This is a genomic window from Caulobacter sp. GW821-FHT10F06 (assembly GCF_058809215.1).
In genome coordinates this window covers 325,931-346,458 of record NZ_JBXASK010000001.1, presented here as the reverse complement: position 1 = coordinate 346,458, position 20,528 = coordinate 325,931, and the positions used below count along the sequence as shown (strand labels likewise).

The 20,528-nt window shown below is 67.1% G+C and carries 13 protein-coding genes; 6 read left to right on the top strand and 7 right to left on the bottom strand.

Annotated features, from left to right (window positions below; genetic code table 11):
* Window positions 1–56 precede the first annotated feature (56 nt).
* Together AC1RUS_RS01585 and AC1RUS_RS01580 are read left to right on the top strand one after the other, a co-directional pair.
* Complete coding sequence (locus tag AC1RUS_RS01585; RefSeq protein ID WP_492912348.1) at window positions 57–2,963, top strand: TonB-dependent receptor; 2,907 nt, start codon at window positions 57–59, stop codon at window positions 2,961–2,963.
* 190 nt (window positions 2,964–3,153) lie between these two features.
* Window positions 3,154–3,759: a TetR/AcrR family transcriptional regulator gene (locus AC1RUS_RS01580; RefSeq protein WP_492912346.1), complete on the top strand. Its 606-nt coding sequence runs from the start codon at window positions 3,154–3,156 to the stop codon at window positions 3,757–3,759.
* On the opposite strand, the gene AC1RUS_RS01575 is transcribed toward AC1RUS_RS01580, so the two are convergent.
* Window positions 3,756–4,652, bottom strand: coding sequence for an alpha/beta fold hydrolase (locus AC1RUS_RS01575; protein ID WP_492912344.1), 897 nt, complete (start codon window positions 4,650–4,652; stop codon window positions 3,756–3,758). The two genes, AC1RUS_RS01580 and AC1RUS_RS01575, sit on opposite strands and share 4 nt — an antisense overlap.
* A gap of 185 nt (window positions 4,653–4,837) precedes the next feature.
* Between AC1RUS_RS01575 and AC1RUS_RS01570 the strand changes: the two genes are divergently transcribed.
* Together AC1RUS_RS01570 and AC1RUS_RS01565 are read left to right on the top strand one after the other, a co-directional pair.
* Window positions 4,838–5,704 (top strand): helix-turn-helix domain-containing protein, encoded by an 867-nt coding sequence (locus AC1RUS_RS01570; protein ID WP_492912342.1) that lies wholly within the window; start codon window positions 4,838–4,840, stop codon window positions 5,702–5,704.
* An 88-nt stretch (window positions 5,705–5,792) separates the two neighbouring features.
* Window positions 5,793–6,860, top strand: a complete 1,068-nt coding sequence (locus AC1RUS_RS01565; protein ID WP_492912340.1) for a hypothetical protein — start codon at window positions 5,793–5,795, stop codon at window positions 6,858–6,860.
* Between the two features lie 66 nt (window positions 6,861–6,926).
* Here the strand turns inward: AC1RUS_RS01565 and AC1RUS_RS01560 are convergent, their stop codons facing one another.
* From AC1RUS_RS01560 to AC1RUS_RS01550, 3 genes are all read right to left on the bottom strand, one after another.
* Entirely contained in the window at window positions 6,927–8,246 is a 1,320-nt protein-coding gene (locus AC1RUS_RS01560; RefSeq protein WP_492912338.1) for an amidohydrolase, read from the bottom strand.
* 183 nt (window positions 8,247–8,429) lie between these two features.
* Window positions 8,430–10,637: a TonB-dependent receptor gene (locus tag AC1RUS_RS01555; RefSeq protein ID WP_492912336.1), complete on the bottom strand. Its 2,208-nt coding sequence runs from the start codon at window positions 10,635–10,637 to the stop codon at window positions 8,430–8,432.
* A 237-nt stretch (window positions 10,638–10,874) separates the two neighbouring features.
* Complete coding sequence (locus tag AC1RUS_RS01550) at window positions 10,875–12,995, bottom strand: alpha-glucuronidase family glycosyl hydrolase (RefSeq protein WP_492912334.1); 2,121 nt, start codon at window positions 12,993–12,995, stop codon at window positions 10,875–10,877.
* Window positions 12,996–13,204: 209 nt separating this feature from the next.
* Between AC1RUS_RS01550 and manD the strand changes: the two genes are divergently transcribed.
* Both manD and AC1RUS_RS01540 read left to right on the top strand, forming a co-directional pair.
* Window positions 13,205–14,416 (top strand): D-mannonate dehydratase ManD, encoded by a 1,212-nt coding sequence (gene manD, locus AC1RUS_RS01545; RefSeq protein ID WP_492912332.1) that lies wholly within the window; start codon window positions 13,205–13,207, stop codon window positions 14,414–14,416.
* Between the two features lie 113 nt (window positions 14,417–14,529).
* Window positions 14,530–15,282 (top strand): FadR/GntR family transcriptional regulator, encoded by a 753-nt coding sequence (locus tag AC1RUS_RS01540; protein WP_492912330.1) that lies wholly within the window; start codon window positions 14,530–14,532, stop codon window positions 15,280–15,282.
* 285 nt (window positions 15,283–15,567) lie between these two features.
* Here the strand turns inward: AC1RUS_RS01540 and AC1RUS_RS01535 are convergent, their stop codons facing one another.
* The 3 genes from AC1RUS_RS01535 to AC1RUS_RS01525 all read right to left on the bottom strand — a co-directional run bounded on the left by AC1RUS_RS01535 (window position 15,568) and on the right by AC1RUS_RS01525 (window position 20,331).
* On the bottom strand, window positions 15,568–15,801 hold the full coding sequence (locus AC1RUS_RS01535; RefSeq protein ID WP_492912328.1) for a hypothetical protein: 234 nt from the start codon (window positions 15,799–15,801) through the stop codon (window positions 15,568–15,570).
* A 54-nt stretch (window positions 15,802–15,855) separates the two neighbouring features.
* On the bottom strand, window positions 15,856–17,787 hold the full coding sequence (locus AC1RUS_RS01530; protein WP_492912326.1) for a sialate O-acetylesterase: 1,932 nt from the start codon (window positions 17,785–17,787) through the stop codon (window positions 15,856–15,858).
* Between the two features lie 129 nt (window positions 17,788–17,916).
* The gene (locus AC1RUS_RS01525; RefSeq protein WP_492912324.1) at window positions 17,917–20,331 is read right to left on the bottom strand and encodes a glycoside hydrolase family 3 N-terminal domain-containing protein; all 2,415 of its coding nucleotides are present in this window, start codon (window positions 20,329–20,331) and stop codon (window positions 17,917–17,919) included.
* Window positions 20,332–20,528 lie beyond the last annotated feature (197 nt).

Sequence of the window (20,528 nt, the reverse complement as noted above, 5' to 3'; positions counted from 1 at the left end):
AGAGCGCGGTCAAAGACGAACGAGCGCGCAGAGCGCCGTCCACAGGGGAGAGAAACATGACGTCGCCCGCACGCCGCCTTTCCGGCCGCCGGTTGGCCCTGATCGGGGCCACTTGCCTGACCACCAGCTTCATCGGCCTCGCCGCTCAAGCCCAGACCGCTCCCGCGCCCGCGGCCGACACCGTCGAGGAAGTGGTCGTCACCGGCTTCCGCGCCTCTCTGGCCAACTCCACCAACGCCAAGCGCGACAGCGTCGGCTTCTCCGACACCGTCTTCGCCGAAGACATCGGCAAGTTTCCCGACCTCAACATCGCCGAGTCGCTGAACCGGATCCCCGGCGTGCAGCTGACCCGCGAGATCAACGGCGAAGGCCTGAACGTCGCCATCCGGGGCCTGGGCACCAACTTCACCAAGGTGCTGCTGAACGGCGCCCAGGCGGCCGTCGCCTCGTCGGGCCGCACCGACAGCCAGAACCAGAACCGAGAAGTCGATCTCGACCTCTATCCGACCGAGCTATTCACCCGCCTCGACGTCAGCAAGACCCCGACGGCCGAACAGGTCGAAGGCGGCGTCGCCGGCGTGGTCAATATGCGCAGCGCCCGGCCGTTCGACTACAAGACCAGCGGCCAGCTGATCTATTCGCTCCAGGCCGGCAAGAACAACCAGGCTGACGACATCAGCCCGCGCGGCTCGCTGATCGCCAGCAAGACCTGGGAGACCAATGTCGGCGAGTTCGGGATCCTGGCCGGCGCGGCCTTCGCCCGCAACAAGTCGACCACCACCGGCTTCGAGACCATCGGGTGGACCAACCCGAACATGACCTGCACGGGCTGTAACGTCACGGGCGGCAACGGATTCAACTGGGCTTCCACCGTTCCGGCCGGCGTCACCACGAACGGCCTCACGCCTGGCCAGACCGTCGACAACGCGCTCCTGCTGGCCCTGAACCCCGGAACCAGCCTGGTCCAGCTGTCCGACGCGCAACTGCCGCGCCTGGGCCGCGACAGCTGGAGTTCGGGCTCGCGCAACCGCGATTCCTATCTGATGTCGCTGGAGTGGCGCCCGTCCGACGCCCTGAACGTCTATCTCGACACCATGTACTCAAAGGCCGAGCGCAAGTTCGAGCGGATCGACATGAACTGGTCGGTGCGCAACTCCAACTTCATGGTGCCGACCGGCGTGAAAGTCGACAGCAACGGCGTGGTCACCGAAGGCACCTTCCTGAACTCGCAGTTCTTCCTGGAGTACCGGCCTTACGACGAGAACGTCGAGGTCCTGAACCTGAACCCGGGTTTCACCTGGCGCGCCAACGACTGGATCAAGGTGGACGGTCAGGTCAACTGGAGCCGTTCGGTCTTCTTGCGTGAAGCGCCCACCGTACTGTTCAACAGCCCCCTGAACAGCGGCCTCAGCGTGGCCTACGCCAACAATGGCGGTGATCGTCCGACCATAACCCCCAGCAAGAACCTCAACGACCCGAACCTGGGCTGGGTGTGGGCCGGCGGCCGGGTGAACATCCAGAACGAAAAGCGCGTCACCGCCACCAAGGGCGCCCACTTCGACGTGACGTTCGGCGAGGACAAGGCCGTCAACTTCAAGATCGGCGCGGCCTATGACGACGTCAGCCGCCGCATCACCGCCATCGACAACTCGACCCGCTGGCAGACCTTCACCTGCGGCGGCGGCGGCATCACCCCGACCAGCCCGATCCCCGCCCCGGCTCCGGCCTGTAACGGCGCGGCCGGCTCGGCCATCCCGCAGGCCAGCCTGGCCAACTACATCAAGGCCGGTCCGATCGGCTTCGTGACGATCGACAAGGACAAGTTCTTCACCGCCACCAACTACGACGCCTTCAACGCCGCCGCGCCGTTCTCATCGTCGGCCGCGACGGGCGCTGCTTCAGGCTTCATCGGCGAAAAGACCGCCGGCGCCTATATCGAGATGAATGGGGTCACCCAGATCCTCGACCGCGACCTGAAATTCAACGCTGGCGTCCGTTACTACGACACCGAGCAGACCATCCAGGGCCCGCAGACCGTCAACGGCGTGCTGTCGTTCCTGGAGCGCACCACCAAGTACGACGGCATGCTGCCCTCGTTGAACGCGGCTTGGAACCTGCGCGACGACATCATCCTGCGGATGAGCGCCTCGCGCACCATCACCCGTCCCAACCCGTCGGCCATGCTGCCGGGCACCACGTTCAGCGACCCCTCGGCCCAACAGGCCAACCAGGGCAACCCGAACCTGCAGCCCTACCTGTCGAACAATTTCGACCTGGGCGGCGAGTGGTACACCGGCGGCGCGGGCTATGTCGGCGTGGCCCTGTTCCGCAAGGAACTGACCGGCTTCACCGTCAACGGCACCAACACCATCCCCTTCCTGTCGCTGGGCGTTCCCTATGACCAGCTGACCACCCTGCAGCAGCAGGCGATCACCAACCGGGGCGGTCCCAACGCCGCGACGGTCACGGTCAGCCAGCAGGTCAACGCCGATGGCGTGCTGACCATCCTGGGCCAGGAAGTCACCTGGGTTCAGCCCCTGGACTTCGTGTTGAAGGGCGCGGGCTTCACCGCCAACGCCACCCACGTCGAGCAGAACGCGCGCGGCACGGGCGCCCCGGCCTCGGCCGTCGGCATCTCGCCCTGGACCTACAACGTTACGGGCTACTACGAAGACCACGGCGCGACGGTGCGTCTGAGCTATGTCTGGAACGACGCCCAGGTCTCCTCGGGCAACAACCAGAACGGCATTCCGTTCGCCACCCTGAACGCCGACGCCCGCGGCCAGTGGGACCTGTCGGCCAGCTACGAGTTCAAGGGCCTGCCGACCCAGCCACGCGTCACCCTGGATGTGATCAACATCACCGAAGAGCCGCAGCGCAGCACCTTCTTCTGGGACAACGCGGCCTTCACCTTCTACCAGCCCGGCCGTCAGATCATCCTCGGCATCCGGGGCAAGTTCTAGTCGCTTCCCCGCCGTCGCGAGCGATCGCGGCGGCGGCCTCTTTTTCTCCTCGAACTTCGTTCCGCGAGCTTACCTTCCCCGTCTCGCGTCACGGCGCATTCCTTCTCCCGGGATGCGCCGTCTTTTTTTGCCGCGACGCCAGCGCGCGATGCGGTAGGCTGGCCTTCCGAACTCTCGAAGATTCAGCGTCTTGCCCGACAGCCCCGCCGACATCGTTGACGTCAAACCCGACGCGCCCAAGCGCGGGCCCGGCCGGCCGCGCGATCCCGAGGTGGAAAAGCGCATGAAGCGGGCCGCGCTCGAGACCCTGGCCGAACACGGTCTCTCTGGGCTGACGCTGGAGAAGATCTGCGAGCGCGCGCACGTGCCCCGCGCCACCTTCTATCGCCGCTGGGCCACGCCGCTCGAGGCCGTTGCGGAAGCCTTCAACGAGCGCTTCCACTTCGAGACCCTGCCCGACACCGGCGACGTCGTGACCGACCTAGTGGCCTTCTCCCAACAGATGGTCGACCTCTATACCGACCCGGTCATGGGGCCGTGCATGAGCTTCCTGATCGCCGAAGGACGGGTGCGGCCACACATGCTGGAGCGCCACGCCGAGGCTTTTCCCCGACGCAGGGCCCACAATCGCAGCGTCGTCGAGCGAGCCATGGCGCGCGGCGAGATCGCCGACGACACCGATCCGGACCTGATCATCGACGTGCTCAGCGGCCTGGCCCTGAACAACCAGGCCACCGGCCGTCCCCTGACCCCGGCGATGCTGGAGCTGGTGATCCGACGGCTGCTGCGGCTCTAGGCCGACACCCGCGCCCGCGCCGCGGCGCTCTTGACCGCGTCAATGAACTTGGCGTGCACCGGTTCGGGCAGGTCGTGACCCATGCCCTCGACGATCCGCAGCTCGGCGCCGGGAATGGTGGCGGCGGTGTCCTTGCCGCCTTCCAGACGCACCAGAGGATCGGCGTCGCCGTGCAGCACGACGGTCGGGGCGGTGATGGTCTTCAGCGCCTCGCGCCGGTCGCCCGACGCCACCACCGCGCACATCTGCCGGGCGACGCCGGCGGGGTGGTAGGACCGCTGGATGGCGGCGCGCAGCTTGGGACGTTCGGTCTCCGGATCGACCGGCCAGGCCGGGCTCTGGATGACGATCTGCGACTTCAAGGCGTGCTCGGTCAGGCCGTCGAGATCGGTCGCAACGGGGCGCGAATAGAGCACCGCCAGAGCTTCGGGCGTCGCCGGCGGCACGGCGGGATTGCCGGTGGTCGACATCACCGAGACCAGCGACAGCACCTTGTGGGGATGCAGGGCCGCCAGCATCTGGCCGATCATCCCGCCCATCGACACCCCGGCCACATGGGCGCGATCGATACCCAGGGCGTCCAGCAGCGCGGCGGCGTCGTCGGCCATGTCGGACAGCAGATAGGGCGCGGCGGGCTTCTGGCCGCTCATCATCGCACCGATCACGGCGGTCAGGTCGGGCACGCCGGCGGCGTCGAAGTCGGTCGACAGTCCGATGTCGCGATTGTCGAAGCGGATGACCCGGAACCCCTCGCCGACCAGTTGCTCGACCAGACTCGTCGGCCAGCGGGTCAGCTGCTGGCCCAGGCCCATGATCAACAGCAGTGGCTCGCCCGTCTCGGGACCGTGGATATCGTACTCGATCTCGATCCCGTTGGCGGCAATCCTGGGCATGGCGGTTCCTCATCTGGCTTTTCGAGGAGCTTACGGGCTTGGGCGACAATTCCAAACACTTGTTCGCCATCCGGACGTGCGTGCGCGACATTCGTTGGCCGGCGCGGCTATCTCTCCGCGCGAATGTCTGAACACCCTGTCTGGGCAGAGAGTCGGCGTCAGCGTCCGAGGTTCAGTGGTTTCGCATGCAGAGTCAGACGCCGTCCGTTCGCTTCCTTCTGCCCGCCCCCTCACTCCGCCGTTTCATCACCGCCTACTACTGGGTCGACATCCCTGCCGGCTGCGGGCCGGTCGAAGACCTGCTGCATCCCGAATGGGCCAATATCCGCTTCACCCTGTCGGGCCGCTGGTCGACGCGGATCGGCGAGGTGGACTACGATCCGGCCCCCGCCGCCGCCCTGTTCGGACCCACCAGCAAGGCCGGCGTCGTGCGCGGTCAGGCCGGGACGGTGCTGGGCGTGGGCCTGCTGCCCCTAGGCTGGGCGCGGTTCATCGGCGTCGCGGCCAGCGATCTTGCCGACAAGGTCGCCCCGCTGGAGACGGTGTTGGGCGAGCGGGCCGGCCAAGCCCTAGACGTCCTGCGCCAGGCCGGCGACGACCGCGCCCAGGCCGACACGCTCGACGCGTTATTCACGGCCCTGGACACGGCCGGCCCCGCCCTCGATCCGCTGCTGCTGAAGGCCCACGAGCGGCTGCTGGATCCGACGCTCGACACGGTCGAGGCCATGGCCGCCAGCCTCGAGCTGTCTCCGCGCCACGTCACGCGGCTGTCGCAGCGGATGTTCGGCTTCACCCCCAAGCTGCTGATCCGCCGCCAGCGGTTCCTACGCACCCTGCAGGCCCTGTGCGAGCGGCCCGAAGCGGCCCTGGTCGACCTGATCGACGACGGCTATTTCGACCAGTCGCACTTCACCCGCGACTTCAACCAGTTCATGGGCATGTCGCCCTCGCGTTACTTCGCCCTGCCCCACGCCATGCTCGGCCCGGCCGCGCGCGAACGCCTGGCGGCCCTGGGCGCGGCCTACCAGGGACTGCACGCCAAGCTGCGTTAGCGCTCTTTCCCGCGTCGCGATGTCCGATTTTTCCAAGGGAGCCTGAACGACCCTCGATATCCCGGCGGTTCATCGCTGGGAGAACACCATGAGTTTCTGGAAACCACTGCGGGCCGGTCTGGTCTGCGCCCTGCTGGCCGCCGCGCCGGCCGCTCACGCCGCCAAGCCGCTGATCAATCTGGGCCCCAAGACCGCCAAGGCCCAGGACCCGATCGAATTCGCGGCCGGCGACGACCTGTCCAGGATCGGTCCCGGCCTGATCTGGCAGAACGAGCAGAACGGGGTCAAAGGCGTCAAGCAGGTGGTGATCGCCTCGTTCCAGGTCGAGTTCGTGATGAACTCCTCGGCGGCCTCAACCGGCTCCAGCTTCCAGCAGTCCAAGGTGAGCTACAATCTTTCCGGCCCTAGCCAGCAGGACATGCAGGCGATCACCGACGCCTATTTCGAGAAGTTCGTCGCCGAGCTGAGCGCCACCGGCGTCAAGGTGATCCCGCTGCAGGACGCCTTGGCCCGCAGCCCAGGTCTGCAGCGGCTGATGAACATGTCCAAGCCCGCGCCCTATGTCCGGGGCGGCGGCAACCGCAGCGGCTTCTACTCGCCGCCCGGCTACAAATTCTACTTCACCCCGCTGGACGGTCGCGCCAAGGCGTTCGGCGACACCATGACCACCACGGGCTCGTTCGTGCCGGAAGAGATGGCCATGAAGGAGCTGGACGCTGGCGTGCTGGGCGTTCGCATGGTGGTCGACTTCGCCGAGATCGAAGCGCGCGGCCGGGGCGTGCTGGGCATGCGCCCGCCCACCGCCCGGGTGAAGAGCAAGGCCAATGTCGCCCTGCTGCCGGTCGACACCCAGCTGTGGGTGCTGACCCCGCAGGCCAAGTCGACGATGATGGATCAGGGCCACCGCGCCCGCTACGCCCTGACCAGCCCGATCGTCATGCCGGACTCGATTATCTCGGCCGACGACACCACCAGCCGAGGCAGCAAGATGGGCGACGCCGCGGCGACCGCCATCGGCCTCCTGGCGGGCGTCGGCGGTCAGAAGACCCGCACCTACGAGGTGACGGTCGATCCGACGATCTGGCGCAAGGACGTCTCGGCCGCCATGGACGAGGTCGGCAAGGTGATGATCGCGCGGTTTAACGCTGACCGGTAGCCCGCTAGAACTGTCATCCCGGCTCTACGCGCTGCGCTTGGCCGGGATGACAGGTCTCTTGTGGCTCTACTTCCCCACAACGTTCAGCACCGCCAGGGTCATCGCCTCGACCCCCGTGCGGATGCTGGGCTCGGGCGCCGGCGCGAAGAACGGCGAGTGATTGACCGGCAGCGGCTTGCCGTCCGCCTTGGCCTTGGCCATCACCGCCGGGTCGTAGCCGCCGATGGCGAAATAGACCGACGGCACGCCGGCGATGATGAACTCCGAATAGTCCTCGCTGGCGGCGCCCGGCTGGGTCTGGGCGATCGCCTTGGCGCCGAAGGCGGTCTTGAACACCGCCGCGGTCCGCTCGGTCAGGGCCGCGTCGTTGATCACCGCCTTGCCGCCCGGGGTGATCGTATAGTCGGCGGCCGGCGCGCCGGACATGGCGGTAACGGCCTTCACCGTGCGCTCGATGCCGGCCAGGATCTTGTCGCGCACCCCGGCGTCCTGCGTGCGGATGGTGCCGCGCAGCTTGGCCTTGTCAGGAATGATGTTGCCGGCGCTGCCCGCCTGGAACGAGCCGATGGTGACCACGCCGAACTGGCTGGGATCCTTCTCGCGGCTGATCACGCCCTGGACGTCGACCACGAAACGGCTGGCCATCATGATCGGGTCGATCGTGGCGTTGGGCATAGAGCCGTGGCCGCCGCGGCCGTTGAAGGTCACATCCAGCGCATCCGAGGTCGAGGTCAGAACGCCCGCCTTGTAATAGACCTCGCCGGCCGCGCCGGGGCCGACGTGCAGGGCGAAGCCGTAGTCGGGCTTGCCGAACTTGGCGATGAAGCCGTCGTCCAGCATGGCCTTGGCGCCGCTGACCGTCTCTTCGGAAGGCTGGGCGACAAAGACCAGCGTGCCCTTCCACTGGCTCTTCAGGGCGACCAGCTGGCGGGCCGCGCCGACCCAGGCGGCCATGTGGATGTCGTGGCCGCACGAATGAGCGATGAACACCTTGTCGCCGTTCCAGGTGGTCTGGGCGCGGCTGGCATAGGGCAGACCCGTCTTCTCCTCCATCGGCAGGGCGTCCAGCTCGGTGCGCACCAGGATCTTGGGGCCCTCGCCGTTCTTCAGTACGGCGACCACGCCGGTGCCGCCCACGCCCTCGGTGACCGTGAAGCCCAGGGCCTTCATCTCCTTGGCCAGCTTGGCGGCGGTCTGCACCTCCTGGAAGCCCAGCTCGGGATGGGTGTGGATATCCTTGTAGAGCGCGTCCAGCTGCGGGTAGTCGCGGTCCAGCTGAGCGTCGATGGTCTTCTTGGCGGCGGCCACGTTCAGCGGCGCGGCCAGGGCAGAGGTTGCGGTCAGGGCCAGCACGGCGGCGATGGCGGTCTTGGTGAGATGGTTCATTCGCGTTGCGCGGCTGCCCGCGCCCTTCCGTTATCGTTCATGTCCCCTTCCCCTTGGATGAGGGAAGGCCGGGATGGGGTGGCGCCGTCGGCGGATGTCACGCTAGCCGCGCCACATCCTGGAGCGGTTTCGCCCCCATCCCCAACCCTTCCCCCATCGAAGGGGGAAGGGAGCCGGGTTTGCCTAGAACTTCCGCCGCGCGTTCACGCCGACGGTGCGCGGGGTCAGGCTGTAGAGCAGGTCCTGGTAGCCGACGTTGCTGTTCTTGTTCAGGATCCCCGTGGCGTCGGTCAGGTTGTTGACGAAGGCGTAGACGCCCCAGCCCTCACCCTCGACGCCGACCCGCAGGTTGACCGTCGTGACGCTGCCGTACTTGTCGTAATAGACGTAGGTCGGGCGGAAGGTGGAGACCATCTCACCGGTATAGGCCGCGTCGGCCTTGACCAGACCGTTCAGGCTCTCGCCCACCGGCAGCGGCCACGTGTACTGGGCCGACAGGGCGGCGGTCCAATCGGGCACCATCGGGATGGTGTCGCCCTTCTTGCCCGTCGAGCCGTCGACCAGGATGTTGGCGTTGGCCTGATCCTCGGTCAGTTCGGCGTTGGTGTAGCCGATCGAGCCGTTGAGGCTGAGGCCGGTCATCGGCCGGGCCGCCACTTCCAGCTCGACGCCCTGGATGCGCGCCTTGCCGGCGTTGGTGATGAACGAATAGAGGCCGTCGGCGGTGATGGCGCTGGTCTGGCGGTTCTTCCAGTCGATGCGATAGGCCGAGGCGTTGGCCGTCAGCTTGCCGCCCAGCCAGGTGGTCTTGATGCCGCTTTCGTAGTTCCACAGGCTGTCAGGATTATAGACCACCAGGGCGTTGTTCAGGCCCGGGATGTTGTTGGCGCCGCCGGGGCGGAAGCCTTCCGAGGCGGTGGCGTAGACCATCACGTCGGAGCTGACCTTGTAGCTGGCGTTGAACTTGTAGACCCAGCCGCTGGCCTCGGCCGACTGCTTGGAGAAGGCCGCCGGGGCCGCGCCCGTCAGCAGGTTCTTCTGCGTGCCCGCCCCCGAAGTGGTCTTGGTGTAGTCGTAGTGGCGCGCGCCGAAGGTCAGGCTCAGGCCGTCCAGCTGGGTCGGGCTATAGGTCAGCTCGCCGAACTGCGAGGTCTGCTTGACGCTGGTGTTGATGTAGCGCGCGGTGACGTAGCGCATCGGCGAATAGGGCTCGCCCGAGGTCGGGTCGACCAGGATGGTGTTGCTGTCGATGTGGTCCTTGCGCAGCTCGGCATAGGCGCCGACCGTCCACTGCACAGGGCCGTCGTCCTTGGACGACAGGCGCAGCTCGTGGTTCCACGACTGCAGCTGGGCCGGCTGGTAGCCGATCACGCCATAGGCGCTGCCGACATAGGGCTTGTACTGCGGGGTGAAGTCGATCGTCCGCAGCATGTCGTACATGTAGTACGAGCTGACAGCCGTGACCTCGCCGATCGGGCTGGACCATTTGCCGGTCAGGCTGGTCAGGTCCATCTCGGTCTCGAACGGCAGCTTGACCGTGCTGTCGGTCTTGTACTTGCCAACGCCGGCGTACCAACCCTGCAGGTCGTCGGCCGATGAGTTCTGGTGGATCTTGGTCAGCACGAAGCTGAGGTCGTCGGTGGGCGTGAAGCCCAGCATGGCGCGATAGCCGGACGCCCGGCTGTCGTTGATGTCGCTGCGCTTGGACTTGACGTTGTCGATGTAACCGGCGCGATCCTCGGTATAGGCCACGATACGCGCGGCCAGCTTGCCCTCGATGATCGGGATGTTGCCCATCCCCTTCAGATACGAGCCCTGCGAGCCGCCCTTGGTGTCGGAGGCCTGGGCCTCGATGGCCGCGCCGAACTGGGCGCTGTCGGGCTTGTTGAAGATCACCTTCAGCGTGCCGCCCATCGACGAGCCGCCATAAAGCGTGCCTTGCGGGCCGCGCAGCACTTCCACGCGCTCGACGTCGAACAGGTTGAGGTCGGCGGCGTTGTTGGCCGGGTCCTGGGTGGTGCCCGACGGGCCGGTGACCGGGGTCTCGTCGTAATAGAGGCCGGTGGTCGCCTCGCCCGAGCCCTGGACGCCGCGGATCGTCACGCGGCTCTGGCCCAGCTGGCCTTGGGACAGGTTCACACCCGGCACCTGGCGGAAGTAGTCGGCCAGACCGGTGGCCCCCAGCTTCTGCAGACTGTCGCCGGTCACCGCGCTGATGCTCATCGGCGTGGTCTGCAAGGTGGTCGAGCGCTTCAGCGCCGTGACCACGATCTCCTCGACGATCTCTTCCTTGGGAGCCGGCGCGGCGGCGGTCTGAGCGCTGGCGGCCCCCACCGCGAGCAAGGCTGTCAGGGCGGTAGTGGACAGCAGAATCTTCCGGTCGAATTGCATCTTTATCCCCTCGTTCCGATGACGCCGCCGGCTCTCAAGGCGCGGTCGACGGACGAGGTTCGGCGAGGCGACGTTAATATGTCAACGATTGTGTATCGATATTATTCGTATCGAATTGAAGAACGCCATTTGAACGTGCGTTCACCGCCCTGCGCTTAGGCAGGCGAAGCTTGGCGGAACGAGGGTTTGTGAGAGGCGGCAGAAATCGTCCTTCTCCCCTTGCGGGAGAAGGCGCGCCTAGATCCCCGGCGCGTACGGGAAGCTCAGCTTCTCGTAATACTCCAGCGAATGCGCCGGAGCCGTCTCGCCGGCAGGCAGCGGGCGCTTCGAAAAGCTGCCGAACCACGCCACCGAAGCGTCGCGCCACCACTGGGCTTCGTCATGCTGGATCGCCAGGAAGTCGGCCACTTGGGCGTGGCGCTCGGCGTCGACATAGGGCGCCACGCTCGACCAGGTCTTCTGCATCTCCCCGACCCCCGCGACGCCTCGCGAATAGTGCGTCACCAGGCCGTCCCAGAGCGTCTGGCCCGACTTCAGGCGATAGTCCCAGGACAGGTGGTGGAACCACAGCAGGTCCTTCTCGTCGACGCATTTCAGGTCGGCGAAACAGGCTCCGACGGCCGGCGCATATTGCGCCACCGCGTTGCTGCCCTTGACGGTGCGGTCGAAGCCGATCCCATCGGTCCCGGCCTTGGCGTAGTAGACGCTGGTCCAGTCGGCCCGCTCGCCGCCACTGACCCAGGGGCCGGGCCCGTAGTGGTGGCTGCGGCCCATCTGGTGGTGCAAACCCAGCGGGGTCATGTAGTCGACCACCGTCTCGCGCGAGCCCATCATCATGTCGACGACCGGGGTGACGAAGCGCTTGTCGGTGCTGAAGGTCATCTTCGCCCAGTCGGCGGCGATGTCGCGGGTCGAGGCTTCCGGATCCCAGGCCAGGCGGCCGAAGACGTACCAGTTGGCCTGGTCGAACTGCGATCCGCTCCAGTTCCGGTCCGCGCCGATATTGGCCACACCCGCCATGGCGGTCAGCTTGCGGCCGTCCAGCTGGCCATCAATCACCTTGGCCACCGTCGAGCCCTTGCCCTTGGCCAGGGTGTCGGCCCGCAGGGTCTCTTCGTAGAGGGGCCCCAGATAGGCCAAGTGCGTGGCGAAGCCGAGATATTCCTTGGTGATCTGGAATTCCATGCCGAGGTTGCTGTTGGGCATGGCCCCGAACAGCGGGTGGAACGGCTCGCGCGGCTGGAAGTCGATGGCCCCGTTCTTGACCTGGATCACCACGTTGTCGCGGAACTGTCCGTCGAACGGCTTGAACTCCGAATAGCCCTGCTTGGCGCGGTCGTCCGGCTGCTCGTGCGAATAGACGAAGGCGCGCCAGATCACGACGCCGCCATGAGGGCCGACCGCGTCGGCCAGCATGTTCGCCCCGTCGGCGTGGGTCGCGCCGTAGTCTTGCGGACCGGGCTGGCCCTCGGAATTGGCCTTGACCAGGAAGCCGCCGAAGTCGGGAATGACCTTGTAGATCTCGTCGGCCTTGGCCTTCCAGAACGCCGCCACGGCCGGGTCGCGCGGGTCGGCGGTCTTCAGCCCGCCAATCTCGATGGGCGAGGAGAACCGGGCCGACAGATAGACCTTGATGCCATAGGGCCGTAAGACGTCGGCCAGGGCCCCGGCCTTGGCGATATAGGGCGCGGTCAGGCTCAGCGACTTGGCGTTGACGTTGTTGAGCACCGTGCCGTTGATGCCGATGGAGGCGTTGGCGCGGGCATAGTCGACATAGCGCGGATCGGCGCTGTAGCCGGGCAGCTTCCACCAATCCCAGATCGATTGCCCCGCATAGCCGCGCTCGACCGTGCGATCCAGGTTGTCCCAGTGGTTCAGCATCCGCAGCTTCACCTTCGGCGCGGAGGCGATGCTCAAGTTATCCACAGGCTGGCGGGTCTGGATCAGCGACAGGTAGTGGTAGACGCCATAGAGCACGCCGACGTCGCGGTTGGCGGCGATCACGGTCGTGGGCCGGCCGTCCACGGTCAGGGTGCGGATCAGATAGCCTTCGTCGCCGGCGTCCTTCAGCGGCAGGGCCAGTTTGGCGATGGCCGGCGAGCCTTGCGGCGTGCCGATCAGGATAACGGTCTTGGCCTGGGGCGAGGTCGCGCCGACCAGGCCGACCAGACCCCGCTCCAGCTCGGCGCGGGCGACCTTCAGGGTCGGGGTGTCGGCGACCGGCGCGATGGCGGCCACCGCATAGGCGGCGCTGTCCTCCACCGGGCGATAGCGCAGCCACAGGTCATGGCCGTCCTCAGCCCTGGCGACGGGCGCGACCAACAGCAGAAGGCCGAAAACGAGGGCGAGCAATCGCATGGTCCACTCCCAAAGCGCCGTGTTCCCGGCGTTACTGTCATCCGCGCCACGTCAAAGGTCGGGACACTTAACACATAGTGGTCAGACCTCCTGGTTGACAACCCGCCCTCCGCCGCTAAACCGATGATCGGGAGGAAACCATCGCGACGACAGCGCCAGCCGCATGTCGGCGATCCGGCTTTCCCGGGTTCGGTCCACGAAAGCGTCACATGTCCAAGATCATTTCCGCCAAGACCATCGTGACCTGCCCGGGCCGCAATTTCGTGACCCTGAAGATCACGACCGAAGACGGGACCTACGGCGTCGGCGACGCCACGCTGAACGGCCGCGAGCTGGCCGTCGAGGCCTATCTGACGGAACACGTGATCCCCTGCTTGATCGGCCGCGACGCCCACAACATCGAGGACGTCTGGCAGTACCTCTACAAGGGCGCCTACTGGCGTCGTGGGCCGGTGACGATGTCGGCCATCGCGGCGGTCGACATGGCGCTGTGGGACATCAAGGGCAAGATCGCGGGCCTGCCGGTCTACCAGCTGTTGGGCGGCGCCTGCCGCGCCGGAGCCATGGTCTACGGCCACGCCAATGGCGAGACGATCGACGAGACGCTCGAGAACGCCGCCCACTACGCCGCCCAGGGCTACAAGGCCATCCGCCTGCAGTCGGGCGTGCCCGGCATGAAGGGCACCTACGGCGTCTCCAAGGACAAGTTCTTCTACGAGCCGGCCGACAGCGACCTGCCCAAGGAGACCATCTGGTCGACCGAGAAGTACCTGCGGGCCGCCCCCGAACTCTTCAAGGCCGCCCGCGAGCGCCTGGGCTGGGATATTCACCTGCTGCACGACGTCCACCACCGTCTGACGCCCATCGAGGCCGGTCGCCTGGGCAAGGACCTGGAGCCCTACCGCCCGTTCTGGATGGAGGACTGCACCCCCGCCGAGAACCAGGACAACTTCCGCCTGGTGCGCCAGCACACCACCACGCCCCTGGCCGTGGGCGAGGTGTTCAACTCGCTGTGGGACTGCAAGACTCTGATCCAGGACCAGCTGATCGACTATATCCGCGCCACCGTGGTGCATGCCGGCGGGATCACCCACCTGCGCAAGATCGCCAGCTTCGCCGACGTCTACAACGTCCGCACCGGCTGCCACGGGGCCACAGACCTGTCGCCGGTCAGCATGGCCGCAGCCCTGCACTTCGACTTGTCGATCCCCAATTTCGGCGTCCAGGAATATATGCGCCACACGCCGGAGACCGACGCGGTCTTCCCCCACGCCTACAGCTTCAGCGACGGCATGCTGCATCCCGGCGAGGCGCCGGGTCTGGGCGTCGATATCGACGAGACCCTGGCCGCCGGCCATCCCTACAAGCGCGCCTATCTGCCCGTCGCCCGTCGCGAGGACGGCTCGATGCATGACTGGTGAGGCTCATCGCTGAAACCCTGCGCTACCGGTGAAAATTGCAGCGAAGTCGGAGAATCTGCGTGATAATCGAGGTGAGAACGATCTGATCCGGCGTCCGCGCCCTTGAGACCCGCATGACCGAAAACAACGTCAAGCTCTACCGCCGTATCGCCGACTCCGTGGCCGACGCCATCGAGGCCGGGCAATACAAGCTTGGCGACCGCCTGCCGACCGAGCGCGAACTGGCCGAGCAGTTCGGGGTCAGCCGCCCCACCCTGCGCGAGGCCATGATCGCCCTGGAAATGCTGGGCATGATCGAGGCCCGCCACGGCCTGGGCATCTATGTCACCGGCAATGTCCGCCCCGCCGCGCCCAGCGCCGAGGTCGATTTCGAGATCGGCGCCTTCGAGTTGATCGAGGCCCGTCGCTTGTTCGAGGGCGAGGCCGCCGCCCTGGCCGCCACCAGCATCGACGACGAGCAGCTGGCGCAGCTGGAAGCGCTGATGGTCCGCATGCACGAGGAAGAGGAAATCCGCGGCGAGGACGCCGACCGCGAGTTCCACATGATCATCGCCAGGGCCACCGGCAACGGCGCGATCATCGCCACCATCGAGAACCTGTGGGACTGGCGCAACCGCTCGCCTCTGGCTCGCAACATTCTGACCCGCGCGCGCGGCATGGGCCTGGAGCCCCGCATCAACGAGCACAAGCGCGTCTTCGACGCTCTGCAGGCCCGCGACCCACACGCCGCCCGCCAGGCCATGCGCGACCACCTGGAACGGGTGATCGACCACCTGCTGCACGCAACCGAAACCGAAGCCGTCCAGCGCGCCCAGCAGGAAACCAAGGCCCGCCGCAACGCCATCGCCAAGCGGGTGGCGATCTAGGGCTCAGGCTCATCGTGGAGAATGGGTCGGTTTTCGACCGATGTTGGGCGTTGGCGTTGAAGCCTTCGCTAAAAGACACACGTCATCCCGGGCCTTGTGCCCGGGACCTCTCTGTCCGCTGTAGGTGCGGAAGGGGCGGCGTGCTCAGCACGCCGCTGGCGCTTCACGTGCAAACTGAACGAGGGGTTCCGGGCACAAGGCCCGGAATGACGTAGGTTTATTTGAAGTGTGGGGAACTTCCCCAACCCGCCCTATGCCGACATCGGCGGACCAGCGTCGACGCCCCTAAGCCGCCTTGCTCCGTCCGGTCGGATCAAAGGCCCACTTCGTCGCTTCGCCCGGCGTCAGGTCTCGGCAGTCGAGGATGGCGACGCGAGTCTTGCCGCTCTCGACACGGTAGGTCACCTCGGCGAGGCCGGAACCCGCATAGAGCACCGAGCCGCGCACGCGGCCACGGCAGGGCTGCACGATCTCGACGGTGTCGCCTGGAGCGATCTTGGGGGACGGGGTGTTACGCATGGCGCGATCCTGCCCCAGGAGTCCTTGCCATCGCCTTGCCAAGCGGCGCCTTAACTACTTCACGTCGATCTCGAAGGGCGTGGCCGGCAGGCCGGCGGCGTCGAAGAAGTTGAGCGTCGGGCTGTCGGCCCAGCCGTAGCGGACGCGGCCGGCGGCCGCGCCGGGCGGGACCGGGATCACCACCGTCTTGCCGTCGATGCGGGCGTCGGCCCAGCGGCAGCCCTTGCTGGCCGCGTCGCACAGCTCGAAACCGATCAGGCGATCGGAGCTGCGCGAGAGCAGGCGGTCATTGACCTGGTCGAAGGTCACCACCACCGTCTCACCCGTCCGCCGGGCCGAGACCGGCGCTGGCCCGGTCATCACCGGCTCGCCGGCGATGCGGCGCGCGGCCAAGGCCAGGCGACGGCCGACCTCCTGCTTGTTTGTAGGGTGGATGTCCCCCGGATCGCCGATGTCGATGGTGACGGCCAGGCCGGCGTGCGGATCGCGGGCCACGGCGCGGCGCTGGGCCTCGCGCAGCGGCGCGGTCGCCCAAGAGGTCGGCTCGGTGGCGAAGGAGCCGAAGTTGGCCAGTTGGACCACCAGCATCGGCATGTCAGGCGACTGCCCTTCGCGACGCTCGGCCATCAGGGCGGTCAGCAGGCGGTCATAGACCCACGCCCGGCCGACATTGCTCTCGCCCTGGTACCAGGCCAGGCCTTTGAAGGCGTAGGGGCCCATCGGCGCCAGCATGCCGTTGTAGAGGGTCGAGACGCCCGACAGCGTATCCCAAGGCGCACGGGGCGGATCGCCGCTGGTCTTGGGTTCGATGCGATAGTCCCAGCGCTCCAGCGGCAAGCGGGTTCCATCAGCCAGCACCAGGACCCTTTTCGAGGGATCGCCATACATTCCGCCATTGGCGTACGTGTCGTAGGCGGAGACCACGATGGCGTTGCGGCCGGCCTTCAGCGCGCCCGGCGCCAGTCTGTAGGAACGATCCAGCCAGGCGCCCGAGGTCGCCCCGATCGCCGCGCCGTTGACATAGGTGGTGTCGATCTCGTCGACCGCGCCGACGTTCAGTGTCGCGGCCTGGCCGGCCTGGGCGGCGGTCAGCTCGACCTCGGTCCTGAACCACACCACGCCGTTGAAGGCGGCCAGGGCCGGGACGCCCCAGGCCTCCCAGACACCCAGGTCCTTGGGGGCTGGCGTCCAGTCGCCGGGCGCGCCGGTCCACGGCGCGGCGGACGCGGGCTCGCCCGCATGATGAGCGCTCCACCAGTCAGCCATGGTCTGGCCCCAGCGGCGGTTGGCGGCGGCGGGATCCTTGATCGACAGATTCAGGGTGTCGATGGCGGCGTCGAAACCGCCAACGGCGCGCAGGCCCTTGGGCGACAACCAGGCCTCGATCGCCGAGCCGCCCCACGAAGCGTGGACCAGGCCCAGCGGGACCTTCTGGGCCTTCTGCAGCTCGCGGGCGAAATAGTAGCAGACGGCCGAGAACTCTCCGACCGTGGACGGGCTGGTGGCCTTCCAGGCCGGCGGCTTGGCGAAGTCGGCCTTGGGCGCGCGGGCATCGGCCTTCTCTATGGTCGCCATCCGGATCAGGTCGTTGTTGGCGCCGTTGGTTTCGCTCCAGGCGTTGTTGGCGGCGCTGACCTTGAACTCCATGTTCGACTGGCCCGAGCACAGCCAGACGTCGCCGACCAGCACGTCGCGGACCGTCTGCTCGACCTCGCCGGCCTTGGCGCTCAGAACATAGGGACCGCCCGCCGGCGACGCTGGCAGGTCGGCGCGCCAGGCGCCGTCGGCGCCGGCCTTGGCCGAAGCGGTCTTGCCGGCGAATGACACCGTGACGGTCTCGCCCGGCCTGGCGGTCCCGAACACCGGCAACGGCCGGTCGCGCTGGACGACCGCGTGGTCCGAGAACAGGGCGTTGAGCCGCAGTTGGGCGGCGGCGGGCGACGCCAGCAGAGTTGCGGCGGTCAGTCCGAGGATCAGTTGGCGCATGGCTCACTCACCGAGATAGATCCTCCCCCCCTCCGGGGAGGTGGCCCAGCGGGCCGGAGGGGGCGACGCGGCCTAAGCCGAGACGCCCCCTCAGTCGCTTCGCGACGACTCCCCCAGAAGGGGAACATCTTACACCACCGTTAGCGTGACCTTCTTCAGATCCGCCGAGTTGGGCCCGACCATGATCTGGAACGCGCCTGGCTCGACCACGCGCTTCATGTCGAGGTTCCACATCGACAGGTCCGCCGGCGTGACCTCGAACGCCACCGTGGTCTTGGCGCCGGCCGCCAGGGTGACGCGCTTGAAGTGCTTCAGCTCCAGCAGCGGACGGGTCACCGAGGCGGCCACGTCGTGGATGTAGAGCTGCACCACCTCGTCGCCGGCGACCTTGCCGGTGTTGGCGACGTCGACCTCGACCGTGACCTTCTCGCCCTCGCCGATGCTGGCCTTGGCCAGGCGGGGGGCCGAGATATCGAAGCTGGTGTAGGAAAGCCCGAAGCCGAACGGATAGAGCGGCGTGGTCTTCTCGTCGAACAGATAGCCCCGGCGCGAGGTGGGCTTGCGGTTGTAGAAGATCGGCAGCTGGCCGACGCCGCGCGCGATGCTGACCGGCAGCTTGCCGCCCGGATTGGCGCGACCGAACAGGATGTCGGCGGCGGCGTTTCCGGTCTGCTCGCCCAGGTACCAGCCCTCGACCAGGGCGTCGGCGCGCTCGGCCAGCAGATTGACCGACAGCGGACGGCCGTTGAGCAGGAAGACGACGGTGGGCTTGCCGAGATCGAAGATCGCCTTGGCCAGATCGTTCTGCTGGCCCACCAGATCCAGGCTGTCGCGGTCGCCCAGATGGTTGTCGGCCCAGGCCTCGCGGCTGGTCTGCTCGTTGTCGCCCAGCACCATGACGACCACGTCGGCCTTCTTGGCCACCTCGACGGCCTCGGCGATCAGCCTGGCGTTCTCGGCCGGATCGGCGGCGTCGACCGGATCGGCCGACCACGAGCGGCTCTTGGTGATGCGCACGGCCTCGGCGTAGTCGAGCGCGAAGCCGGCGGCCTTGGCCTCGGCGGTCAGGCCCTCGTGGATCGAGACCACGTGTTTCGGCACGTCGCTGTAGCCGCCGATCGGCGTGTCCTTGGCGTGGGTGCCCAGCAGGGCCAGACGCTTGATCTTCTTGCCGTCCAGCGGCAGCACGCCCTTGTCGTTCTTCAGCAGCACCACCGCCTTACGGGCGGCCTCGCGGGCGAGAGCGATAGCCTCCGGCGTATTGGTCTTGGCGTCGGCGGTCTTCTCGTCCGCATAGGGGTTCTCGAAGAAGCCGCCTTCGAACTTCATCTTCAGCACGCGCGAGACGGCGGCGTCGACCTCGGCCAGCGGCACGCGGCCTTCCTTCACCAGTTGCGGCAGCAGGACATAGGCCTCGCCGTCGGGCAGCTCGACGTCGACGCCGGCATGCATGGCCATCACCGCCACGTCCGCCAGCTTGTCCGACAGCTGGTGGCGGGTGGTCATTTCCTTGATGGCGAAATAGTCGCTCTGGACCGAGCCCTGATAGCCCCATTCCTTGCGCAGGATGTCGGTCAGCAGCCAGTGGTTGGCGTGCGAGGGCACCCCGTCGATCTCGTTGTACGACGGCATCACCGAGCGCACCGGCAGCTCGGTCACGGCCCGCTCGAACGGCGGGAAGAAGTTCTCGCGCAGCGTCCGCTCGGCGATCTGGGCCGGGCCGACATTGGTGCCGTTCTCGGGCTGACCGTGACCAGTCATGTGCTTGAGAGTGACGAACACCTTGTCCTTGGCCAGCGGTAGGGTCTTGCCCTGGAAGCCGCGGATGGCGGCCAGGCCGACCTCGGCGCACAGATGCGGATCTTCGCCATAGGTCTCCTCGATCCGGCCCCAGCGCGGGTCGCGGGCCACGTCGACCACGGGCGCCAGCGCGATGTTGGAACCCCGGGCGCGCATCTCCTTGGCGGCCATTGCGAACACCTTCTCGACCAGCTCGGTGTCGAAGGTGGAGGCCAGAGCAATGGCCTGCGGGAAGCTGGTGGCGTCGCGCGCCACATAGCCGTGCAGCGACTCGTCATGCATCAGCATCGGAATGCCCAGCCGGGTCTTCTCCACGGCCCACTTCTGGGCGGCGTTGGTGTAGCGGGCGGTCTCGGGGGCGTTTCGGCCCTTGGAGCCGTCCTCGGCCCCGGCGGCGGCGTCGACCACGGTGGCGGGCTTGAGGCCCCGGCGGTCGGTCGGGCGCGAGATCTGGCCCAGGCCGTTGGGGAAGTTCTTGCTTGCGGTCTCGGGCGAGAAGTCGCCCTCCGGCGTCTGGATCTGGGCCTTGGTCAGCCAGATGCCGATCAGCTGGGCGGCCTTTTCCTCGATCGTCATGCGGCCAAGCAGGTCCTTGACCCGGGCGTCCACCGGTTGGGTCGGATCCTTGTAGAGCGGCTTGTCGCCGGCGGCCTTTGGCGCGGCAAGGGATACGCCGGGCGCGGTGGCGGCGGCGATCGCGGCGAGGCTCGCGCCGAACAGGCGGCGGGTGATGGCTTGAGTCATCTGGTTCGTTTCCCCGGAGTGCGCATAGTTTGGCGACTTGGGCGTCGCCTTGGCCGGCACTATGGGGGAGGTTGTCAGACCACTCAAGAAGAGAATGGTACCGGTCTCATTACCGAGATGGCGATCCTTCCTCAATCACAACAAATCCTGTCATCCCGGCCGCAGCGAAGCGGAGAGCCGGGACCCAGAGCCAACGC

Excerpts from the sequence above, each read along its gene's own strand:
- AC1RUS_RS01570 (WP_492912342.1), top strand. The coding sequence starts at position 4,838 with ATGCAGAGTCAGACGCCGTCCGTTCGCTTCCTTCTGCCCGCCCCCTCA.
- manD (WP_492912332.1), top strand. The coding sequence starts at position 13,205 with ATGTCCAAGATCATTTCCGCCAAGACCATCGTGACCTGCCCGGGCCGC.
- AC1RUS_RS01555 (WP_492912336.1), bottom strand. The coding sequence starts at position 10,637 with ATGCAATTCGACCGGAAGATTCTGCTGTCCACTACCGCCCTGACAGCC.
- AC1RUS_RS01575 (WP_492912344.1), bottom strand. The coding sequence starts at position 4,652 with ATGCCCAGGATTGCCGCCAACGGGATCGAGATCGAGTACGATATCCAC.
- AC1RUS_RS01565 (WP_492912340.1), top strand. The coding sequence starts at position 5,793 with ATGAGTTTCTGGAAACCACTGCGGGCCGGTCTGGTCTGCGCCCTGCTG.
- AC1RUS_RS01585 (WP_492912348.1), top strand. The coding sequence starts at position 57 with ATGACGTCGCCCGCACGCCGCCTTTCCGGCCGCCGGTTGGCCCTGATC.
- AC1RUS_RS01560 (WP_492912338.1), bottom strand. The coding sequence starts at position 8,246 with ATGAACCATCTCACCAAGACCGCCATCGCCGCCGTGCTGGCCCTGACC.
- AC1RUS_RS01530 (WP_492912326.1), bottom strand. The coding sequence starts at position 17,787 with ATGCGCCAACTGATCCTCGGACTGACCGCCGCAACTCTGCTGGCGTCG.
- AC1RUS_RS01550 (WP_492912334.1), bottom strand. The coding sequence starts at position 12,995 with ATGCGATTGCTCGCCCTCGTTTTCGGCCTTCTGCTGTTGGTCGCGCCC.
- AC1RUS_RS01525 (WP_492912324.1), bottom strand. The coding sequence starts at position 20,331 with ATGACTCAAGCCATCACCCGCCGCCTGTTCGGCGCGAGCCTCGCCGCG.
- AC1RUS_RS01540 (WP_492912330.1), top strand. The coding sequence starts at position 14,530 with ATGACCGAAAACAACGTCAAGCTCTACCGCCGTATCGCCGACTCCGTG.
- AC1RUS_RS01535 (WP_492912328.1), bottom strand. The coding sequence starts at position 15,801 with ATGCGTAACACCCCGTCCCCCAAGATCGCTCCAGGCGACACCGTCGAG.